Below are 18,077 nucleotides of genomic sequence, written 5' to 3'. Positions count from 1 at the left end.
AGGCCGTCGGTGTCGGTGCGAGTCGTCGTCAGGACGTTGAGCGAGCTGTGCATCACCGTCGGCGCCGTGATCGTGCTGTTCGTCGCATATGTGCTGTTCTGGACCGGCGTGAAGGCCGACAGCGCGATGGACCGTCAGATCCACGACCTCCAGGACCAGTGGGCCAAGCGGCCCGTCGCCACCGCGTCGCCCGATCCCTCCGCGTCCGGCGCGACGGACTCCTCGCCGCCGAAGCCGGCCGCGTACAAGGACGGCAAGCCGTTCGCCCTGATGTACATCCCCCGGCTCGGTTTCACGTGGAACAAGCCCGTGCTCGAGGACACCGAGGTCGGCACCCTGAAGAAGGGACTCGGCCACTACACGGGCACCGCCCAGCTCGGGCAGAAGGGGAACTTCGCGGTCGCCGGGCACCGGCGCACGTACGGCGACCCGTTCAAGGACTTCCCGAAGCTGCGGCCGGGCGACGCGGTGGTGCTGACCGACGGGACGACCTGGTTCACGTACCGGATCGATACGAAGCCCTACAAGACGCTGCCCAGCGATGTCGCGGTCATCGACCCCGTGCCGCGCAAGTCCGGATACACGGAGCCGGGCCGCTATCTGACCCTCACCACGTGCGAGCCGGAGTGGGGCCACAGCCACCGGCTGATCGTCTGGGGACATCTCGATGCCACTCAGCCTGTGGAGGCCGGGAAACCGGAGGCGTTGCGCCGTTAGTCTGGTGCCGTACGGCGACGGCTGATGGCCGTGCGGCGATGGTGTTGAGGGAGCAGAGAAGGGGAGTCCGGCATGTACGGCTGGATCTGGCGGCACTTGCCGGGGAACGCGTGGCTGAGGGCGGCGATCTCGATCGTGCTGATCCTCGCCGTGGTCTACGTCCTCTTCCAGTACGTCTTCCCGTGGGCCGAGCCGTTGCTGCCCTTCAACGATGTGACGGTGGACGGCCAGTGAGCACGCGTGAGACCCGCAGGACCCGCATTCTCGTCGTCGACAACTACGACAGCTTCGTCTTCAACCTCGTGCAGTACCTGTACCAGCTGGGTGCCGAGTGCGAGGTGCTCCGCAACGACGAGGTGAGCACGGCGCACGCGCAGGACGGTTTCGACGGCGTGCTGCTCAGCCCGGGCCCGGGCGCCCCCGAACAGGCCGGTGTGTGCATCGAGATGGTGCGGCACTGCGCGGCGACCGGTGTGCCCGTGTTCGGTGTCTGTCTCGGCATGCAGTCCATGCAGGTCGCGTACGGCGGTGTGGTGGACCGGGCTCCGGAGCTGCTGCACGGCAAGACCTCGCTGGTCCTGCACGAGGGCAAGGGCGTCTTCGCCGGGCTGCCGAATCCGTTCACCGCGACCCGGTACCACTCGCTGGCCGCCGAGCCCGGCACCGTACCGGACGTGCTGGAGGTCACCGCGCGGACCGAGGACGGCATCGTCATGGGGCTGCGCCACCGTGAACTGCCGGTCGAGGGGGTCCAGTTCCATCCGGAGTCCGTCCTCACGGAGCACGGGCACCTGATGCTGGCGAACTGGCTCGCCGAGTGCGGGGACAAGGAGGCGGTCGGCCGGTCGGCCGGGCTCGCGCCGGTCGTGGGCAGGGCCTCGGCGTGACCGCGCTGCGTCCCGAGCAGGGCGGCGCCGGCGGGTTCGAGGAGGCCGTCAGGCGCCTCGACGACCCGCTGAACGACCCATTGCCGGGGCAGCATCCGTCGCCGTGGTTCCGGGCGGAGGGCGCGCAGCAGGAGGCGGAGCCGGAGCCCGAGCGGCCGCAGCCGGAGCCCGAGTGGTACGACCCCGAGGGGTACGCGCAGGACTGGTACGGCGGGGCTCCTGCCGCGCCGCAGCAGCCGGCGCGGGACGACGAGACCGTGGCGCTGCGCACCGCAGACACCCGGCGAATAGCCGAGCCGGAGCCGGAGCCGGAGCCCGGGCCCGAGTCGGAGCCGGCGTCCGAGACGCCCGTCGTGACCGGTGGCCGGGCCGCGCGCAGGAAGGCCGCCAAGAAGGGCGGCGGTGGCAGACGGCGGGCGTCAGACCCGCAGGAGACAGCCGCACGGTCCGCGCAGGACGACGACGGCAAGCCCCTCTCACGCGTCGAGGCCCGTCGGGCGGCGCGGGCGGCCAAGCCGACCGCCGGGGTGATCGCGAGCCGCGCGATCGGCGAGGTCTTCATCAGCATCGGCGTCCTGATGCTGCTGTTCGTGACCTACCAGCTGTGGTGGTCGAACGTCCGGGCCCACAACCTCGCGGGCAGCGCCCGTCACCACCTCGAGGACGACTGGGCGAACGGCAAGGGCAAGCCGGACTCGTTCGAGCCCGGACAGGGCTTCGCGATCCTCTACATTCCGAAGCTGGACGTCGTCGTGCCGATCGCCGAGGGCATCAGCAAGACGAAGGTGCTCGACAAGGGCATGGTCGGGCACTACGACAAGGACAGCATTCCGACCGCGATGCCCGACGCGAAGACGGGGAACTTCGCGCTCGCGGGGCACCGCAACACCCACGGCGAGCCGTTCCGCTACATCAACCGGCTCCAGCCCGGCGACCCGATCGTGGTCGAGACGCAGGACAAGTACTACGTGTACAAGATGTCGAGCATCCTGCCGCAGACGCCCCCGTCGAACACGGCGGTGATCAATCCGGTCCCCGCGGGCTCGGGGTTCACCAAGGCGGGCCGCTACATCACTCTGACGACCTGCACTCCGGAATTCACCAGTACGTATCGAATGATCGTCTGGGGCAAGATGGTCGAGGAGCGGCCGCGCAGCAAGGGCAAGCCGGACGCGCTCGTCGGCTAGCCGGGCAGCGGCATCGGGCACATCAGCACAAGGACGGGGCACACAGGCAGTGGCAGCGACGACCGACCACGAGGAAGAGGCCGACACGAAGGCCCCCTCGCCCCCGCCCCGTCGCGGCCGGATCGCGACGGCCGTCAGCGTCTTCGGTGAACTGCTCATCACCGGCGGCCTGCTGCTCGGCCTCTTCGTCGTCTACTCGCTGTGGTGGACGAACGTGGTCGCCGACCGCGCCGCGCACAAGCAGGGCGACAAGGTCCGCGACCACTGGGCCCAGGACACCGGGCCGGGGGCGCTGGACACCAAGGACGGCATCGGGTTCCTGCACGTGCCGGCGATGAGCAAGGGCGAGGTCCTGGTCGAGAAGGGCACCTCGTCCAAGGTCCTCAACGACGGTGTGGCCGGCTACTACACGGATCCCGTGAAGTCGGCGCTGCCCACCACCGGCAAGGAGGGCAACTTCTCGCTGGCCGCCCACCGGGACGGGCACGGCGCCAAGTTCCACAACATCGACAAGATCAAGAAGGGCGATCCGGTCGTCTACGAGACCAAGGACAAGTGGTACGTCTACAAGGTCTACGCCGTCCTTCCGGAGACCTCGAAGTACAACGTGGACGTCCTGGACCGGATCCCCAAGGAGTCGGGCAAGAAGAAGGCCGGCCACTACATCACGCTGACGACGTGCACGCCGGTCTACACGTCGCGCTACCGGTACGTGGTGTGGGGCGAGCTGGAGCGGGTCGAGAAGGTGGACAGCGACCGGACGCCGCCGAAGGAACTGCGGTAGCCCCGAGCTCGGCGCTCACGGCATGAATGAGCCCCGCCCCCTGTGAAGGGGACGGGGCTCATTCATGTGCTGGTGTGCCGGTGACCGACGGATCAGCCGTTGTCGCCGATGCCTCCGATGAAGCCGCCGTTGTCGCCGCCGCCGTTGTTCCCGCCGCCGACCGTGGTCAGGGTGACCGTGGTGGATGCCGGGTCGGAGGGGGTGTTGGCTGCCGGGTCCTGCTGCATGACCCGGGCGTTGTCGTCCTGAGGACCGCTGACCTGGATGTTGGTGAAGCCCGCGTCCTGCAGGGCCTTCTTGGCATCCTTCAGGGTCTGGCCCAGGACGCCCGGAACGGCCTTCTGCGCCGGGGCCTTGGCGACCTTCAGCTGGACCGTGGAGCCCGGGTCGGCCGTGGTGCCCGCGGTGAGGTTCTGGAAGAAGACCTTGCCGGCTTCGGCGTCGCCGTTCTCCTCCTCGGTGCAGCTGGCCTTCAGATCGCTCGCCTCGAGCTGCTGCGTCGCCTGCTCACAGGTGAGGTTCTTGCCGCTGGAGACGTCGGGGACCTTGGTGGTCGCCTTCTCCCTGGCGACGGTCAGGGTGATCTGAGTACCCTTTTCGACCTTCTTGCCGTCCTCCGGGTTCTGCTTGATGACCGTGCCGGCCTTGCGGTCGGACTCCGCGGACTCCTTGCTGATGTTGCTGAAGCCCTTGCTGCCCAGTTCGGAGACGGCCTCGTCGTAGGTCAGTCCGGTGACGCTCGGTACCGACACCTTCGGCGCCCCCGTCGACATACGGACGGTGATCGTGCCGTTCTTGTCGATCTTCCTGCCGCTCTTCGGGTCCTGCTCGCAGACGCGCTTGGCGGGCTGGTCCTCGCACGCCATGGGCTCGCCGCGGACGACCTTGAGGTCGACGTTCTCCGCCTTCTGCTGGGCGTCCGCGAACGTCTCGCCCACCAGGTTCGGCACGTCGGGTCCCTCGCTGCCGGCGCTGCCGCTGGAGATCCACTTCCCGATCAGGATCGCCCCGACCAGGACCAGGATGCCCGCGACCACCAGCAGGATCGTCGAGGTGCGGTTCTTGCCCTGCTTGCGGCGGTCGGGGCGGTCGTCGTAGCCGTAGCCGCCGTCGTCCGGATTGACCGGGGGCATCATCGACGTGGGCGCCGCGCCGCCGTTCTGCGGGCGCAGCATCGCCGTCTGCTGGTCGTCCGGGTGGCCGCCGTAGCCGACCGCGCCCATGGCGGCGGTGGCGGCGACGGGCTGACCGTCGAGGCAGGCCTCGATGTCGGCGCGCATCTCGTCGGCCGACTGGTAGCGGTAGTCCGGGTCCTTGGTGAGGGCCTTGAGGACGATCGCGTCCATCTCGGGCGTGATCTCGCCGTCGAAGACGCTCGGCGGCTGTGCCTCCTCGCGTACGTGCTGGTACGCGACCGCGACCGGGGAGTCGCCGACGAACGGCGGCCGGACGGTGAGGAGCTCGTAGAGCAGGCAGCCCGTCGAGTACAGGTCGGAGCGGGCGTCGACCTGCTCGCCCTTGGCCTGCTCGGGGGACAGGTACTGCGCGGTGCCGATGACCGCCGCGGTCTGCGTCATCGTCATGCCGGAGTCGCCCATCGCGCGGGCGATGCCGAAGTCCATGACCTTCACCTGGCCGGTGCGGGTCAGCATGACGTTGGCCGGCTTGATGTCGCGGTGGACGATGCCCGCCCGGTGCGAGTACTCCAGCGCCTGGAGGATGCCGATGGTCATCTCCATGGCGCGCTCGGGCAGCAGCTTGCGCCCGGAGTGCAGCAGCTCGCGCAGCGTCGAGCCGTCGACGTACTCCATCACGATGTACGGGATGGAGACCTGGTCGACGTAGTCCTCACCCGTGTCGTAGACCGCCACGATCGCGGGATGGTTGAGCGAGGCGGCCGACTGGGCCTCCCGGCGGAACCGGGCCTGGAACGACGGGTCGCGCGCGAGGTCCGCCCGCAGCGTCTTCACCGCCACGGTGCGGCCGAGCCGGGTGTCATGCGCGAGGTAGACCTCCGCCATGCCACCACGGCCGAGCACCTGGCCCAGCTCGTACCGGCCGCCGAGGCGACGCGGCTCTTCCATGGTTACCTACCAGCCCTCTCCGTCGGTCCCGACCGTCCCGTGCGGGGTCGGGCGGTGTGCTGTCCGGGCATACCGTACCCGGCCTGCCCGACGTGACCTGGCCGCCACCGGGAGCCGTGACAGGACCGGTATCGCCACGTGCGTCTATGTGAAGAATGGGTGACCGGGCTCACAAGGAGCGGTGAACCTCCTTGTGAGCCCGGTCTCCTACTTGCTGTTGATGACCGCTTCCATCACGCTCTTCGCGATCGGGGCGGCGAGACCACCACCGGAGATGTCCCCGCGGTCGGCGTCGCTGTCCTCCACGACGACGGCCACGGCGACCGGGGTTCCCGAGCCCGTCTTCGCGTAGGAGACGAACCAGGCGTACGGGGTGCCCTCGTTGTTCACACCGTTCTGGGCCGTACCGGTCTTGCCGCCGACCGTGACGTTCGGGATCTTCGCCTGGGTTCCGGTGCCGGTGTTGACGACCGTCTCCATCATCGACTGGAGCTTCTGCGCGTTGTCCGAGGAGAGCGGCTGGCTCATCTCCTTCGGCTCCGTCTTCTCGATCGTGTCGAGGTTCGGGGCCTTCAGCTCGTCGACCATGTACGGCTCCATGAGCTTGCCGTCGTTGGCGATCGCGGAGGCGACCATGGCCATCTGCAGCGGGGTCGCGGCGGTGTCGTACTGGCCGATGGAGGACAGGGCCACCTGCGAGTCGTTCATGCCGTCCTCGAACCGCGACGCGTTCGAGCGGACCGGGACGAACTGCTGCTCGTTGAAGCCGAACTTCTCGGACTCCTTGAGCATCTCCTCGTTGCCCATGTCCTGGCCGAGCTTGCCGAACACCGAGTTGCAGGAGACGCGCAGCGCCTCACGCAGGGGCACGTTCTCGCACTGGATGGCGCCCTCGTTCTTCAGCTCCGTCCGGGTGCCCTTCATGATGAACGGGACCGGGGAGTCGGTCTTCGCGTCGACGTCGGTGACCTTGCCGCTCTCCAGCGCCGCGGCGGCCGTGACCAGCTTGAAGGTGGAGCCCGGCGGATAGGTCTCGCGCAGCGCCCGGTTCAGGAGCGGCTTGTCCTTGTCCTTGTCCAGCTTGCTGAACGTCTCGCCGTCCTTGTTGGTGTTCCCTGCGAACGACGAAGGGTCGTACGAGGGCGTGGACGCGAGCGCGAGGATCTTGCCGGTGGACGGCTCGATGGCGGCGACGGCACCCTTGCCGCGGTTCTTCAGGCCGTCGTAGGCGGCCTTCTGGGCTGCGGCGTTGAGGGTGGTGACGACGTTGCCGCCCTCCTTCTTCTTGCCCGTGATCATGTCGAGCGTGTTGCGGAAGAAGAGCCGGTCGTCGTTGCCGGTGAGGATGCCGTCCTCGATGTTCTCGATCTGGCTCGCGCCGACGACCTGCGAGGCGTAGCCGGTGACGGGCGACCACATGGGCCCGTCCTTCCAGGTCCTCTTGTACTTCAGGTCGGTGCCGGTGGTCGCCTTGGACCCGGTGATCGACTTGCCGTCGACGATGATGTCGCCGCGCGGCGTGGAGTAGCGGGCGATGGCGACGCGGCGGTTCTCGTCGTCGGAGGAGAGCTGGTCGGCCTTGACGTACTGGAGCCAGTTGTCACGGATCAGCAGGGTCAGGATCAGCAGCCCGCAGAAGATCGCGATTCGGCGCAGGGGCTTGTTCACGGGCGGACCACCTGGGTCATCTCGGCGTCGGGGCTGGGCGTGGGGCTGGGCGCGGGCCGGCGCGCGGTGTCGCTGATCCGGATCAGGATGCCGATCAGCGCCCAGTTGGCGATGACGGAGGAACCGCCGTACGCGAGGAACGGCATGGTCATACCGGTCAGCGGGATGAGCCCCATGACACCGCCCGAGACGACGAAGACCTGCAGCGCGAAGGCGCCGGACAGGCCGACGGCGAGCAGCTTGCCGAACGGGTCGCGGGCGGCGAGGGCGGTGCGCACACCGCGCTCCACGATCAGCGCGTAGATCAGCAGCAGCGCCATCAGACCGGCCAGGCCCAGCTCCTCGCCGAACGTGGCGAGGATGAAGTCGGAGTTGGCGGCGAACCGGATCAGGTCGGAGTGGCCCTGGCCGAGACCGGTGCCGAGCGTGCCGCCGGAACCGAACGCCCACAGCGCCTGCATGGCCTGCTCGGAGTGGCCCGCGACGCCCTGCCGGCTGAGCAGGTACTCCTTCATCGGGTCGAGCCAGGCGTCGACGCGCTGCTGGATGTGCGGCTCGAAGCTCGCCACACCGACGGCGCCGACCGCGGACATCAGCAGACCGAAGACGATCCAGCTGGTCCGCTCGGTGGCGACGTACAGCATGATGACGAACATTCCGAAGAACAGCAGCGACGTACCGAGGTCGGTCTCGAAGACCAGGATGAGGATCGAGATCGCCCAGACGACGAGGATCGGCCCGAGGTCGCGGCCGCGCGGCAGGTACAGGCCCATGAAGCGGCGGCTGGCCAGGGCGAGCGCGTCACGCTTGACCATCAGGTAGCCGGCGAAGAAGACCGCGAGGACGATCTTCGCGAACTCACCGGGCTGGATGGAGAAGGAACCGACGTGGATCCAGATCTTGGCGCCGTAGAGGTTCACGCCGAGGCCCGGCACCAGCGGCAGCAGCAGCAGGACGATCGCGCCGAGCATCGAGATGTACGTGTAGCGCTGCAGGACGCGGTGGTCCTTGAGGAAGATCAGGACGGCGATGAACAGCGCGATGCCGATCGCCGTGTACATCAGCTGCTTGGGCGCGGCACTGCCCGCCTGGCCGATCGACTGCAGCAGCTTCGACTGGTCGAGCCGCCAGATGACGACCAGGCCCAGCCCGTTGAGCAGCGTGGCCAGCGGCAGCAGCAGCGGGTCCGCGTACGCCGCGAACTTCCGTACGACGATGTGGGCGACGCCGGCCAGCAGGCCGAGGCCGAGGCCGTAGCCGAGGATTCCGGCCGGCAGCTCGCCGTCGATGGCCAGGCCCACATTGGCGTAGGCGAACACGGGGATGACCACGGCGAACGCGAGCAGCGCCAGCTCGGTGTTGCGCCTGCTGGGCGCGCCGATGGCGCCGATGGTCGACGTATGGGTCGTGGAACTACTACTCATGGCGTGCTGAGGCCCCCAACGGCTTCTACTGCTGTGCGCACGCCTTGGCCAGCTGCTGCTCTTCCTCGGAGAGAGTGGGGCCAGGAGTGGGCGTGGGTGACGGTGACTTCGCCTTGCCGGACGGCGAGTTCGACGGGTTCGGTGTGGGCGTCTCCGCGCGGTACGACGTCTTCGTCGCGGTGCCGCCGGTGGTCGTGCCGCCGGCTTCGCCCTCGCCGGTCTTCGCGTTCTTCTCGTTCTCGGCCTTCTGCCGCTCGGCCTGCTTCTCGCATGCGGAGGCCTGCGCGGACAGCTCGTCGATCTTGTCCTGGGCGGCCGCCAGATCACCTTCGGCGATGGTCGCCTCGACCTGCTTCTGCTGGTACGGAGGCAGGTACTTGAGCTCGATCTCCGGGTGGTCCTTCTCGACCTTGGACAGGCTCACCCAGGCGAGATCCTGGTTGATGCCACGGTAGAGCGCCACGTTCTCGTTGTTCGTGCCGACGAAGTACTGGGTCTGCGTCCAGCGGTAGCCGCCGTACAGACCGCCGCCGATGACGGCGAGCGCCAGCACGATGTAGACCGATCTCTTGAACCACTTGCGGCCGCGGCGCGGCTTGACGAAGTCCTCGTCCGAGTACGCGCCGAAGCTCCCCTCGGGTGCGTAGCTCTCGGTGTCGCCGCTGCCGGGCGGGCCGAACTCGCCGCCGCCGCCACCGCCGTTGCCCTGTCCCGGCACCGGCCGGCCGAGGCTGGAGGCGCGGCCCGCGGGGGTCTCCATGGCGCCGCCGTCGTGCAGCTGGTGCTGGTTCTCGGCGACCGCGCCGACGATGACCGGGGCGTCGGAGATCTGACCGGCGAGGGTGTCCCCGCTGTCGATGTCCAGGACGTCCGCGACGATCACCGTCACGTTGTCGGGGCCGCCGCCGCGCAGCGCCAGCTGGATCAGGTCCTGGACCGTCTCCTGCGGGCCCTGGTAGCTGGCGAGGGTCTCCTCCATCGTCTGGTGCGAGACGACGCCGGACAGACCGTCGGAGCAGATCAGGTACCGGTCGCCGGCCCGGACCTCACGGATGGAGAGGTCGGGCTCGACGTGGTCACCGCTGCCGAGCGCGCGCATCAGGAGCGAGCGCTGCGGGTGCGTGGTGGCCTCTTCCTCGGTGATGCGGCCCTCGTCGACGAGGCGCTGCACCCAGGTGTGGTCCTGCGTGATCTGCGTCAGCACCCCGTCGCGCAGCAGGTACGCGCGGGAGTCGCCGACGTGCACGAGGCCGAGGCGCTGACCGGTCCACAGGAGGGCGGTGAGGGTGGTCCCCATGCCTTCGAGCTGGGGGTCCTCCTCGACCATCATGCGGAGCTGGTCGTTGGCCCGCTGCACGGCGGTGCCCAGGGAGGTCAGGATGTCCGAGCCCGGCACGTCGTCGTCGAGCGCGACGATGGTGGAGATCACCTCGGACGAGGCCACCTCACCCGCGGCCTGGCCCCCCATGCCGTCGGCGATCGCGAGCAGCCGGGGACCGGCGTAGCCGGAGTCCTCGTTGCCCTCGCGGATCATGCCTTTGTGCGATCCGGCGGCGAAACGCAGTGACAGACTCATGCGCACCTCGCCCGTCGGCTCCGGGTACATCCGCACGGTGCCCACCCTCCGGTCGGGAGCGCGCCGGTGTCCTGGTGGTGGACTGCCGCGTCGGCTCGCTCGCTCCGCTCGCTCATTGTCGTACTACTTCCGCAGCTCGATGACGGTCTTGCCGATGCGGATCGGTGCCCCCAGCGGGACCGGCGTCGGGGTCGTGAGGCGGGTCCGGTCGAGGTACGTGCCGTTGGTCGACCCGAGATCCTCGACGATCCACTGACCGTCCCGGTCCGGATAGATCCTGGCGTGCCGGCTGGACGCGTAGTCGTCGTCCAGCACGATCGTGCTGTCGTGCGCGCGGCCGAGCGTGATCGTCTGCCCCTGCAGCGCCACGGTGGTGCCTGTGAGGGTCCCCTCGGAGACGACCAGCTTGGAGGGGGCGCCACGGCGCTGCCGGCCGCCGCCCTGCTGCTGGCGCTGGGGCGGCGGCGTGGCGGCCGCCGCCTGCCGTGCGGTCTGCTGCGGGCGCGCGTTCTCGCGGCGCGCGCCGCGCTGCGTGACGCGCGTTCCGAACAGGTCGCTACGGATGACCTGGACGGCCACGATCACGAACAGCCACAGAACGGCCAGGAAACCCAGCCGCATGACCGTCAGGGTCAGCTCTGACATTGCCCCCGCTTCACCCTTCGGCTTGCCGATAAACGATGGTGGTTTGGCCCACGACGATCCGCGAGCCGTCGCGGAGCGTAGCGCGGGTGGTGTGCTGCCCGTCCACCACGATGCCGTTGGTGGATCCGAGATCCTGGATCGTCGAGGGCGTTCCGGTCCGGATCTCGCAGTGCCGGCGCGAGACGCCGGGGTCGTCAATCCGTACGTCCGCCTCGGTCGACCGGCCCAGCACGAGGGTCGGCCGGGAGATCTGGTGGCGGGTGCCGTTGATCTCGATCCAGTGACGGACGCGGGCGCCGGGCATCGGCCCTGCGCCGGGACGCTGCGCCGACGCCGCCGGGCCCTGCGCCGGAGCCGGGCGGCCGGGCGGCGCGGACGGCATCGGCGGGGCTGCCGCGGGCTGCTGCGGGTAGCCGTAGCCACCCGGCGCCTGGTTCGGCCGGGCCGAAGTGGGCCGCTCGGGCTGGGCCTGGCTGGAGGACGACGCGAGGGTGCGGCTGCGTACGCGGTACAGACCCGTGTCCAGGTCCTCCGCCTTCTCCAGGTGGACCTTGATGGGGCCCATGAAGGTGTAGCGCTGCTGCTTCGCGTAGTCGCGCACCATGCCGGACAGCTCGTCGCCGAGCTGGCCCGAGTAGGGGCTCAGGCGCTCGTGGTCCGGCGCGCTCAGCTCCACGATGAAGTCATTGGGGACGACGGTCCGCTCGCGGTTCCAGATCGTCGCGTTGTTGTCGCACTCGCGCTGCAGCGCGCCCGCGATCTCGACGGGCTGCACCTCGGACTTGAAGACCTTGGCGAAGGTGCCGTTGACCAGACCCTCGAGCCGTTGCTCGAACTTCTTCAGGACTCCCATGGGGCACCTCCTCCTTCGTAGCCGCCCTGCTTGCCGTTGTAGCCGTGCTCGCTCGTGCTGCCTTCTTGGTACTGCTTACTGATCGTATCCACGCGTCGGGAAATCGGCTGGTTCCCCCTGTCCGCCCGGTCGATGAGTGTCGACGCTCACAGCCCCTCTTATGAGGGATCGTAGAGGTGGCCTCAGGACAGTGTCCCGTACGCGGCTGTGGAGTGGTCGGGGTCCGGCCGAGCCGGGCGGAAGTGGCCGGGGTCCGCCGAGGTCCGCCGTGTCAGGTGCCCGCCAGGGCCTCGTGGAAACGGATGTGAATCCACCCTCCGCAGCGTGCTAATCTTCTGGATGTCGGAAGGCGCCCGGCCCGAAAGGGCGAAGGAGCCGGAGGACACACCCAATGCGCGGGTGGCGGAATAGGCAGACGCGCTGGATTCAGGTTCCAGTGCCCGCAAGGGCGTGGGGGTTCAACTCCCCCCTCGCGCACAGCTGAAAGCCCGTAGGTCTTCGGACCTGCGGGGCTTTTGCGTTGCCCGGACCCTGCCGACCCGTCGTGGGCGGGCGGCCGGACCACGAGCAGGGCGCCGCGGCCGGATGGTCCGCGACGCCCTGTGGGTTATGTCACCTTCACGCGGTGAAGCGCGCGGCGACCTCCTTGCCCTTCGTCTGGGCGGACTCCAGAGCCTTCGCGTGGGAGGCCTCGTAGAGCGGGACCAGCTCGGACATGGCCGGGTTGGTCGGGGCCATGGTCAGCTCCGGGACGATGAAGTCGAGGTCCAGGCCGAGGGTGTCGCGCAGGACGGCCTCCAGGTAGTTCTGCACGTACTCCATGCCCTCGCGCGGGGTGCCCGGCGCGTAGGAGCCGCCGCGGCTCGCGACGACCGTGACCGGGGTGCCCTGGGCGGACGGGGCCTCCACGCCGGCGGTGCGGCCGAACAGGATCACGTTGTCCAGCCAGGCCTTCAGCGTCGACGGGATCGCGAAGTTGTACATGGGGGCGCCTATCAGGACGGCGTCCGCCTGCTCCAGCTCCTCGATGAGCTGCACGCGCGTGGCGAAGGCGGCGGCCTGCTCGGGCGCGTGCGTGGCCGGATCGGTGAAGCCGGCGAGGTGGGTGTCGGCGGTGATGTGGGGCACCGGCTCCGCGCTGAGATCGCGGTAGACGACCGTGCCCTCGGGGTGCTGCTCCTGCCAGGCCTTGCGGAACGCGTCCGTGACGGTGCGCGAGGAGGAGGCGGGGCCGGAGAAGACGGAGGAGTCGAGGTGCAGCAGCGTGGCCATGGTGGTTCTCCCGAGGGGGGTCCGGGTGTAATTGAGTACGCAACTAGTAATAGCACAGGGACTTACTTTTCTTCACCCCCGTACGAGAACGCAGTACTCTGGAGCCATGGCGGGCAACGGGGAAGACACGAACGGGACGGGCGCGGGCGCCGATGTCACCCACGACCCTCAGGCGTGCACCAGGGTCGACATCGGGATGACGCGCGTCTTCGGGCTGCTGGGCAAGCGCTGGACCGGGCTGATCGTGGCCGTCCTGATGCCGGGGCCGGTGCACTTCGCGGACCTGCGCCGGGCCATCCCCGGGATCAGCGAACGCATGCTCTCCGACCGGCTCACCGAGCTGGGCGCGGCCGGGCTCGTCGTGCGCCAGGTCGACGAAGGGCCGCCGCTGCGTGTCTCGTACCGGCTCACGACGGCGGGTGCGGCGTTGCAGCCCTCGCTGGCGGAGCTCGGGACCTGGGCCGAGAAGTACCTGGGGGCCGAGGGCGGGACGTGTCCGGAGGAGTTCCGGACGTGAGCGGGGACAGGGCGGTCCCGCTGGTCGCCGGGTGCCTTGCGCCGGGGCCTGTGGGTGTGGGGGTTGTGCACAGGCGGCGGGTTTTCCACAGGCTCTGACGGGGTTTTCCGCGCGGCGGTACGGTCGTGACCGATCACGGAGATGTGGGCGTACGCGGTCCCGTACGGGACGGGGGAGGCGGTCGGCATGGACGGTTTCGACGATGCGGTGGTGACGGTGCCGCGGCAGGGCGGGGTCCGGGCGGCGCGGCGGTTGCCGGGGGTGGCCGGGTTCGCCGGACGGGCCGGTTCCGGGGCCGACGGCGCGCGGATGTCGCCGAAGGCGGCCGGCAAGGCGCTGCGGCAGCGGGTGCCGAGGGCCTCGCACGCCGACATCCGCCCTGGGACGGACCGGCCGGACGCGGTACGGGCCGTCGAGGAGTCCAACACCGGCCGGCTTCCCGAACTGACCGCGATACGTGTCGGGCGCATGGCCGCGACCCCCTTCGCCTTCCTGCGCGGATCCGCGGGCCTGATGGCGCACGACCTGGTCAGCACACCGCTGACCGGTATCGGCGCCCAGATCTGCGGCGACGCCCACGCCGCCAACTTCGGGCTGTACGGCGACGCCCGCGGCGGCCTCGTCATCGACCTGAACGACTTCGACGAGACCGTGCACGGGCCCTGGGAGTGGGACGTGAAGCGGCTCGCCGCCTCGCTCGTGCTCGCCGGGCGGGAGGCTGGGGCCGACGAGGACACCTGCCGGGAGGCGGCGCACGACGCGGCCGGGGCCTATCGGCGCACCATGCGGCTGCTGGCCAAGCTGCCCGCGCTCGACGCGTGGAACGCGATAGCGGACGAGGAGCTCGTCTCGCACACCGACGCCCACGACCTGCTCGGCACCCTGGAGCGGGTCTCCGAGAAGGCGCGGCACAACACCAGCGGGCGGTTCGCCGCCAGGTCCACGGAGGCCGTGGCGGACGGCGGGCGGCGGTTCGTGGACGCGCCGCCGGTGCTGCGCGGGGTACCCGACGGGGAGGCCGCTGCCGTCGCCGCGTCGCTGGGCGCCTATCTGGAGACCTTGTCGCCGGACCGGCTGCCGCTGCTCGGGCGGTACGCGATCCACGACGTGGCGTTCCGCGTCGTCGGCACCGGCAGCGTGGGCACGCGGTCGTACGTGGTGCTGCTGCTCGACCACCGGGGCGAGCCGCTCGTGCTGCAGGTGAAGGAGGCGCGGCCGTCCGTGCTCCTGCCGCATCTGTCCGCCGCCGGGTTCGAGCCGCCCGCCGTCGAGCACGAGGGGCGGCGCGTGGTGCTCGGGCAGAAGCGGATGCAGGTGGTCAGCGACATCCTGCTCGGCTGGACCACGGTCGACGGACGGCCCTTCCAGGTGCGGCAGTTCAGGAATCGCAAGGGCAGCGTCGACCCGGCCGCGCTCGCCGCCGACCAGGTCGACGACTACGCGCGGATGACGGGCGCGCTGCTCGCCCGCGCCCACGCGCACAGCGCCGACCCGCGGGTGATCGCCGGGTACTGCGGCAAGAACGAGGAGCTGGACGAGGCCGTGGCGTCCTTCGCGGTGGCGTACGCGGACCGGACCGAGGCGGATCACGGGGAGCTGGTGCGGGCTGTGCGGGAGGGCAGGGTCGCGGCCGAGGCGGGCGTGTGAGCCGGCGCTCGGGGCCGCCGGTGGGGGCGGAGCGCGTGCCCTAGGCTGGACGGGTGACGACCCCGGAGACCGATGTGGCAGACCAGCCGGAGGAGCAGCCTCGGGAGCGGCCCGAGGAGCGCCTCGAGCGGGCCGTGCGCGCTGCCGAGCAGGCGCTGATCGAGTTCGAGATCGCGGTGGAGACGTTCCGGGTCGAGGTGGAGAACTTCTCGCGGCTCCACCACCAGAAGCTCGGGCCGATGTACACGCGGCTCGACGAGCTGGAGGCGCTGATCGCGGAGGCGACGGCGTCGCGGACCGGTGATCCGGAGGACCGGCGCAAGGCCGACGAGGCACGGGCGCGGGTGATGCCGATGCCGGGCGTCGAGGAGCTGTTCCACGGCTGGATGGACGGGGACGGGCTGTTCCCGGAGGCCGCCGCGATGCTGACCGAGCAGTCGGTGCGGCCGCCGCAGCGGGTGCGGCCCAGCGACGAGGCCCGCAAGCTCTACCGCGAGCTGGTCCGCAAGGCCCACCCGGATCTGGCCCAGGACGAGGGGGAGCGGGGCCGCCGTGACGAGTTCATCGCGCGGGTGAACGCGGCGTACGGGCGCGGCGACGAGGCCCTGCTGCGTGAGCTGGCCGAGGAGTGGGCGGCGGGTCCTGTGCCGCCCGAGCGGCAGCCGACGGCGAGCGACGAGCTGTACGCGCGTCTGGAGTGGCTCGCGCAGCGCAAGGAACTGCTGACGGCGGTGGCGCAGGAGCTGGAGGAGAGCGCGATCGGCTCGATGCTGCGGATGGCGCCGGAGGACCCGGACGGCCTGCTCGACGAGATCGCCGAGCAGCTGCTCGCGCAGGTCGCCGAGCGGGAGGCCGAACTGGAGCGCCTGACCGCGTCGTGACCCGCGTCCTGACCGGGCCCGGGCGAGCCCTTTTCGCGTGCTGACCGTGCCTGACCGCGGGCCGGTCGTCGACGGGCCGCCGGGGTGCGGCGTGCGGTCGGGTAGCGTCGGGGGCATGGTTTTCGGTTCTGGTGTGCCCACGGTCGGTGTCGACGAGCTCAAGGCGGACGACTTCCTCCTCGACGTCCGTGAGGACGACGAGTGGCAGGCGGGTCACGCCGCGGGTGCGCTGCACATCCCGATGAGCGAATTCGTCGCCCGCTACGGCGAGTTGACCGAGGCGGCGCCGCAGGACGGCCGGGTCAACGTGCTCTGCCGGGTCGGCGGGCGCTCCGCACAGGTGACGCAGTACCTCGTCCAGCAGGGCGTCGACGCGGTCAACGTCGACGGCGGTATGCAGGCGTGGGAAGCGGCCGGCCGTCCCGTCGTGGACGACAACGGGCAGCCGGGCGCCGTGCTCTGATCCGCCTACCGCCTCCTGAACCGTCCGGCCCGTCCGGCCGTCCGATGCGCCTGGCCCGTCCGATGCGCCTGGCCCGTCTGGTCCGCCTGAACCGTCTGTGACGTCCGATCCATCTGTGACGTCCGATTCGGCCGGGCCGTCCGGGCCGTTAGGGCCGTTCTTGCGGTCAGGCCAGCGGGTGGGCCGCCAGGAGGTCGCCGAGTATCTCCTCGTGGGCGGCGGCCGGGCCGAGCGAGAGCTCCAGGTGCTTGGCCCAGGCGTGATAGCGGTGCAGCGGATAGTCCGTGTCCGCGCCGAACCCGCCGTGCAGGTGCTGGGCGGTCTGCACGATGCGCCGGACGCCGTCGGATGCCCAGGTCTTGGCGACCGCCACGTCACCGGCGACCGGTAGCCCGCCGGTCGCGCCGCTGCTCAGCCGCCAGGCGGCCTGCCAGAGGGTGGCCTCCATCGCGCGCAGGTCGATGTAGCGGTCGGCGGCCTGCACGGCGACCGCCTGGAACGTGGCGATCGGATACCCGAACTGCTCGCGCTTGCTCGCGTAGTCACCGGTCATCTTCAGGACGCCCTCGCCGAGGCCCAGCGCGAGTGCGCAGGTGCCGGTGGCGAGCAGATCGTGCAGCAGGGGCCAGGCCGTGGGGTCCTCGACGAGGTCGCGCGGTGCGAGGCGGACGCCGTCCAGGCGGATCTCGGCCAGGCGCTCGCCGGTCGTCGAGATCTGCTCGGCGAAGGTGCGGCCCGTCAGCTCCGTGTCCGGTCCCGGCAACAGCGCGAGCACGGTGGTGCCCTCGGGGGTGTGGGCGGGCACGAGGACCCGGTCCGCGTTCAGCGCCCAGGGGATCGCTGTCTGGACGCCGTCCAGGACCCAGCCACCGCCGGCCGCGTCGGGCTCGCGCCGCGCGCTGACCGCGAGGTCGGCGGGGTCGTGTCCGGTGCGGCCGGCCGAGGCGGCGGTCAGGACGAGCTCGCCGCGCCCCGCGCGGGGCAGGATCTCCTGCCTCAACTCCTCGCTGCCACAGGCCTGTACGGTCGCGACGGCCGCGCTGTGCTCGAGCAGGGGAACCCGGGCCAGGACTTTCGCCGACTCGCGCAGCACGAGGCACAGCGCGATGGCGTCCAGGCCCGCGCCGCCGTGCTCCGGCGCGATCAGCAGGCTCAGCAGATCGGCGTCGGCGGCCTTGGCCCACAGGGCGCGGTCGAAGTCGTCGGCCACGGCTCCGGAGGTGAGCGCCGGGCTGGGCACACCGTCGGGGGCGACCGGTGCGAACACCGCCCGTGCCGCCTCGACGGCCGCCTGCTGCTCCTCGGAGAAGGTGAAGTCCACCGGGCTGTCCTCCCGTTCCTTCTGAGCCTGTTCCGGACGGCTCCGGGCCCTTGTCGGGGGTCCGGGCACGGCACCGGGATCTGACGGGCCGTCAAGATAGAACAGGTTCTACGAGAAGGGAACAGGCCCGGTGCCGACGCCGGGCGCGCGG

17 protein-coding genes and 1 tRNA gene are annotated in these 18,077 nt (G+C 70.3%); 10 read left to right on the top strand and 8 right to left on the bottom strand.

The features are described from left to right. Window positions 1–15: 15 nt before the first annotated feature. The 5 genes from ACQUQD_RS20325 to ACQUQD_RS20305 all read left to right on the top strand — a co-directional run bounded on the left by ACQUQD_RS20325 (window position 16) and on the right by ACQUQD_RS20305 (window position 3,575). Window positions 16–717 carry a class E sortase gene (locus ACQUQD_RS20325; RefSeq protein ID WP_428957608.1) on the top strand — a complete coding sequence of 234 codons (702 nt, stop codon included), beginning with the start codon at window positions 16–18 and terminating at the stop codon, window positions 715–717. Window positions 718–789: 72 nt separating this feature from the next. Further along, on the top strand, window positions 790–951 hold the full coding sequence (locus ACQUQD_RS20320; protein ID WP_428953549.1) for a hypothetical protein: 162 nt from the start codon (window positions 790–792) through the stop codon (window positions 949–951). Further along, window positions 948–1,604 (top strand): aminodeoxychorismate/anthranilate synthase component II, encoded by a 657-nt coding sequence (locus ACQUQD_RS20315; RefSeq protein ID WP_428953548.1) that lies wholly within the window; start codon window positions 948–950, stop codon window positions 1,602–1,604. The genes ACQUQD_RS20320 and ACQUQD_RS20315 overlap by 4 nt, the downstream gene beginning before the upstream one ends. Beyond that, window positions 1,601–2,791: a class E sortase gene (locus ACQUQD_RS20310; RefSeq protein WP_428953547.1), complete on the top strand. Its 1,191-nt coding sequence runs from the start codon at window positions 1,601–1,603 to the stop codon at window positions 2,789–2,791. The genes ACQUQD_RS20315 and ACQUQD_RS20310 overlap by 4 nt, the downstream gene beginning before the upstream one ends. Window positions 2,792–2,840: 49 nt before the next feature. Then, on the top strand, window positions 2,841–3,575 hold the full coding sequence (locus tag ACQUQD_RS20305; protein ID WP_428953546.1) for a class E sortase: 735 nt from the start codon (window positions 2,841–2,843) through the stop codon (window positions 3,573–3,575). 92 nt (window positions 3,576–3,667) lie between these two features. Here the strand turns inward: ACQUQD_RS20305 and pknB are convergent, their stop codons facing one another. From pknB to ACQUQD_RS20275, 6 genes are all read right to left on the bottom strand, one after another. Continuing rightward, window positions 3,668–5,659, bottom strand: a complete 1,992-nt coding sequence (pknB, locus tag ACQUQD_RS20300) for a Stk1 family PASTA domain-containing Ser/Thr kinase (protein WP_428953545.1) — start codon at window positions 5,657–5,659, stop codon at window positions 3,668–3,670. A 207-nt stretch (window positions 5,660–5,866) separates the two neighbouring features. Further along, window positions 5,867–7,327: a peptidoglycan D,D-transpeptidase FtsI family protein gene (locus ACQUQD_RS20295; RefSeq protein WP_428953544.1), complete on the bottom strand. Its 1,461-nt coding sequence runs from the start codon at window positions 7,325–7,327 to the stop codon at window positions 5,867–5,869. Then, window positions 7,324–8,751, bottom strand: coding sequence for an FtsW/RodA/SpoVE family cell cycle protein (locus tag ACQUQD_RS20290; RefSeq protein WP_428953543.1), 1,428 nt, complete (start codon window positions 8,749–8,751; stop codon window positions 7,324–7,326). The genes ACQUQD_RS20295 and ACQUQD_RS20290 overlap by 4 nt, the downstream gene beginning before the upstream one ends. A gap of 25 nt (window positions 8,752–8,776) precedes the next feature. Further along, a complete protein-coding gene (locus tag ACQUQD_RS20285) occupies window positions 8,777–10,327 on the bottom strand; it encodes a Stp1/IreP family PP2C-type Ser/Thr phosphatase (protein ID WP_428953542.1) in 1,551 nt (516 codons plus the stop codon). A gap of 123 nt (window positions 10,328–10,450) precedes the next feature. Next, a complete protein-coding gene (locus ACQUQD_RS20280) occupies window positions 10,451–10,972 on the bottom strand; it encodes an FHA domain-containing protein FhaB/FipA (RefSeq protein WP_428953541.1) in 522 nt (173 codons plus the stop codon). 10 nt (window positions 10,973–10,982) lie between these two features. Then, complete coding sequence (locus ACQUQD_RS20275; protein ID WP_428953540.1) at window positions 10,983–11,825, bottom strand: FhaA domain-containing protein; 843 nt, start codon at window positions 11,823–11,825, stop codon at window positions 10,983–10,985. A 393-nt stretch (window positions 11,826–12,218) separates the two neighbouring features. Between ACQUQD_RS20275 and ACQUQD_RS20270 the strand changes: the two genes are divergently transcribed. Further along, window positions 12,219–12,302, top strand: a tRNA-Leu gene (locus ACQUQD_RS20270). 141 nt (window positions 12,303–12,443) lie between these two features. Here the strand turns inward: ACQUQD_RS20270 and ACQUQD_RS20265 are convergent. Next, the gene (locus ACQUQD_RS20265) at window positions 12,444–13,097 is read right to left on the bottom strand and encodes an FMN-dependent NADH-azoreductase (RefSeq protein ID WP_428953539.1); all 654 of its coding nucleotides are present in this window, start codon (window positions 13,095–13,097) and stop codon (window positions 12,444–12,446) included. 196 nt (window positions 13,098–13,293) lie between these two features. Between ACQUQD_RS20265 and ACQUQD_RS20260 the strand changes: the two genes are divergently transcribed. The 4 genes from ACQUQD_RS20260 (at window position 13,294) to ACQUQD_RS20245 (ending at window position 16,605) form a co-directional block, all read left to right on the top strand. After that, a complete protein-coding gene (locus ACQUQD_RS20260; RefSeq protein ID WP_428957607.1) occupies window positions 13,294–13,614 on the top strand; it encodes a winged helix-turn-helix transcriptional regulator in 321 nt (106 codons plus the stop codon). 186 nt (window positions 13,615–13,800) lie between these two features. Next, window positions 13,801–15,261 (top strand): DUF2252 domain-containing protein, encoded by a 1,461-nt coding sequence (locus ACQUQD_RS20255; protein ID WP_428953538.1) that lies wholly within the window; start codon window positions 13,801–13,803, stop codon window positions 15,259–15,261. A 53-nt stretch (window positions 15,262–15,314) separates the two neighbouring features. Further along, entirely contained in the window at window positions 15,315–16,142 is an 828-nt protein-coding gene (locus ACQUQD_RS20250) for a hypothetical protein (protein ID WP_428953537.1), read from the top strand. A 115-nt stretch (window positions 16,143–16,257) separates the two neighbouring features. Continuing rightward, complete coding sequence (locus ACQUQD_RS20245) at window positions 16,258–16,605, top strand: rhodanese-like domain-containing protein (RefSeq protein ID WP_428953536.1); 348 nt, start codon at window positions 16,258–16,260, stop codon at window positions 16,603–16,605. Window positions 16,606–16,771: 166 nt separating this feature from the next. Here ACQUQD_RS20245 and ACQUQD_RS20240 read toward each other — a convergent pair whose 3' ends face one another. After that, window positions 16,772–17,926, bottom strand: a complete 1,155-nt coding sequence (locus tag ACQUQD_RS20240; RefSeq protein ID WP_428953535.1) for an acyl-CoA dehydrogenase family protein — start codon at window positions 17,924–17,926, stop codon at window positions 16,772–16,774. Between the last annotated feature and the right edge of the window lie 151 nt (window positions 17,927–18,077).

The organism is Streptomyces sp. cg35, from assembly GCF_050410835.1.
Classification (GTDB): domain Bacteria; phylum Actinomycetota; class Actinomycetes; order Streptomycetales; family Streptomycetaceae; genus Streptomyces.
This window is presented reverse-complemented; position numbering and strand designations above follow the sequence as displayed.

Coding starts and splice junctions, on each gene's coding strand:
- ACQUQD_RS20275 (WP_428953540.1), bottom strand. CDS start 11,825: ATGGGAGTCCTGAAGAAGTTCGAGCAACGGCTCGAGGGTCTGGTCAAC.
- pknB (WP_428953545.1), bottom strand. CDS start 5,659: ATGGAAGAGCCGCGTCGCCTCGGCGGCCGGTACGAGCTGGGCCAGGTG.
- ACQUQD_RS20260 (WP_428957607.1), top strand. CDS start 13,294: ATGACGCGCGTCTTCGGGCTGCTGGGCAAGCGCTGGACCGGGCTGATC.
- ACQUQD_RS20255 (WP_428953538.1), top strand. CDS start 13,801: ATGGACGGTTTCGACGATGCGGTGGTGACGGTGCCGCGGCAGGGCGGG.
- ACQUQD_RS20285 (WP_428953542.1), bottom strand. CDS start 10,327: ATGAGTCTGTCACTGCGTTTCGCCGCCGGATCGCACAAAGGCATGATC.
- ACQUQD_RS20245 (WP_428953536.1), top strand. CDS start 16,258: ATGGTTTTCGGTTCTGGTGTGCCCACGGTCGGTGTCGACGAGCTCAAG.
- ACQUQD_RS20320 (WP_428953549.1), top strand. CDS start 790: ATGTACGGCTGGATCTGGCGGCACTTGCCGGGGAACGCGTGGCTGAGG.
- ACQUQD_RS20290 (WP_428953543.1), bottom strand. CDS start 8,751: ATGAGTAGTAGTTCCACGACCCATACGTCGACCATCGGCGCCATCGGC.
- ACQUQD_RS20280 (WP_428953541.1), bottom strand. CDS start 10,972: ATGTCAGAGCTGACCCTGACGGTCATGCGGCTGGGTTTCCTGGCCGTT.
- ACQUQD_RS20265 (WP_428953539.1), bottom strand. CDS start 13,097: ATGGCCACGCTGCTGCACCTCGACTCCTCCGTCTTCTCCGGCCCCGCC.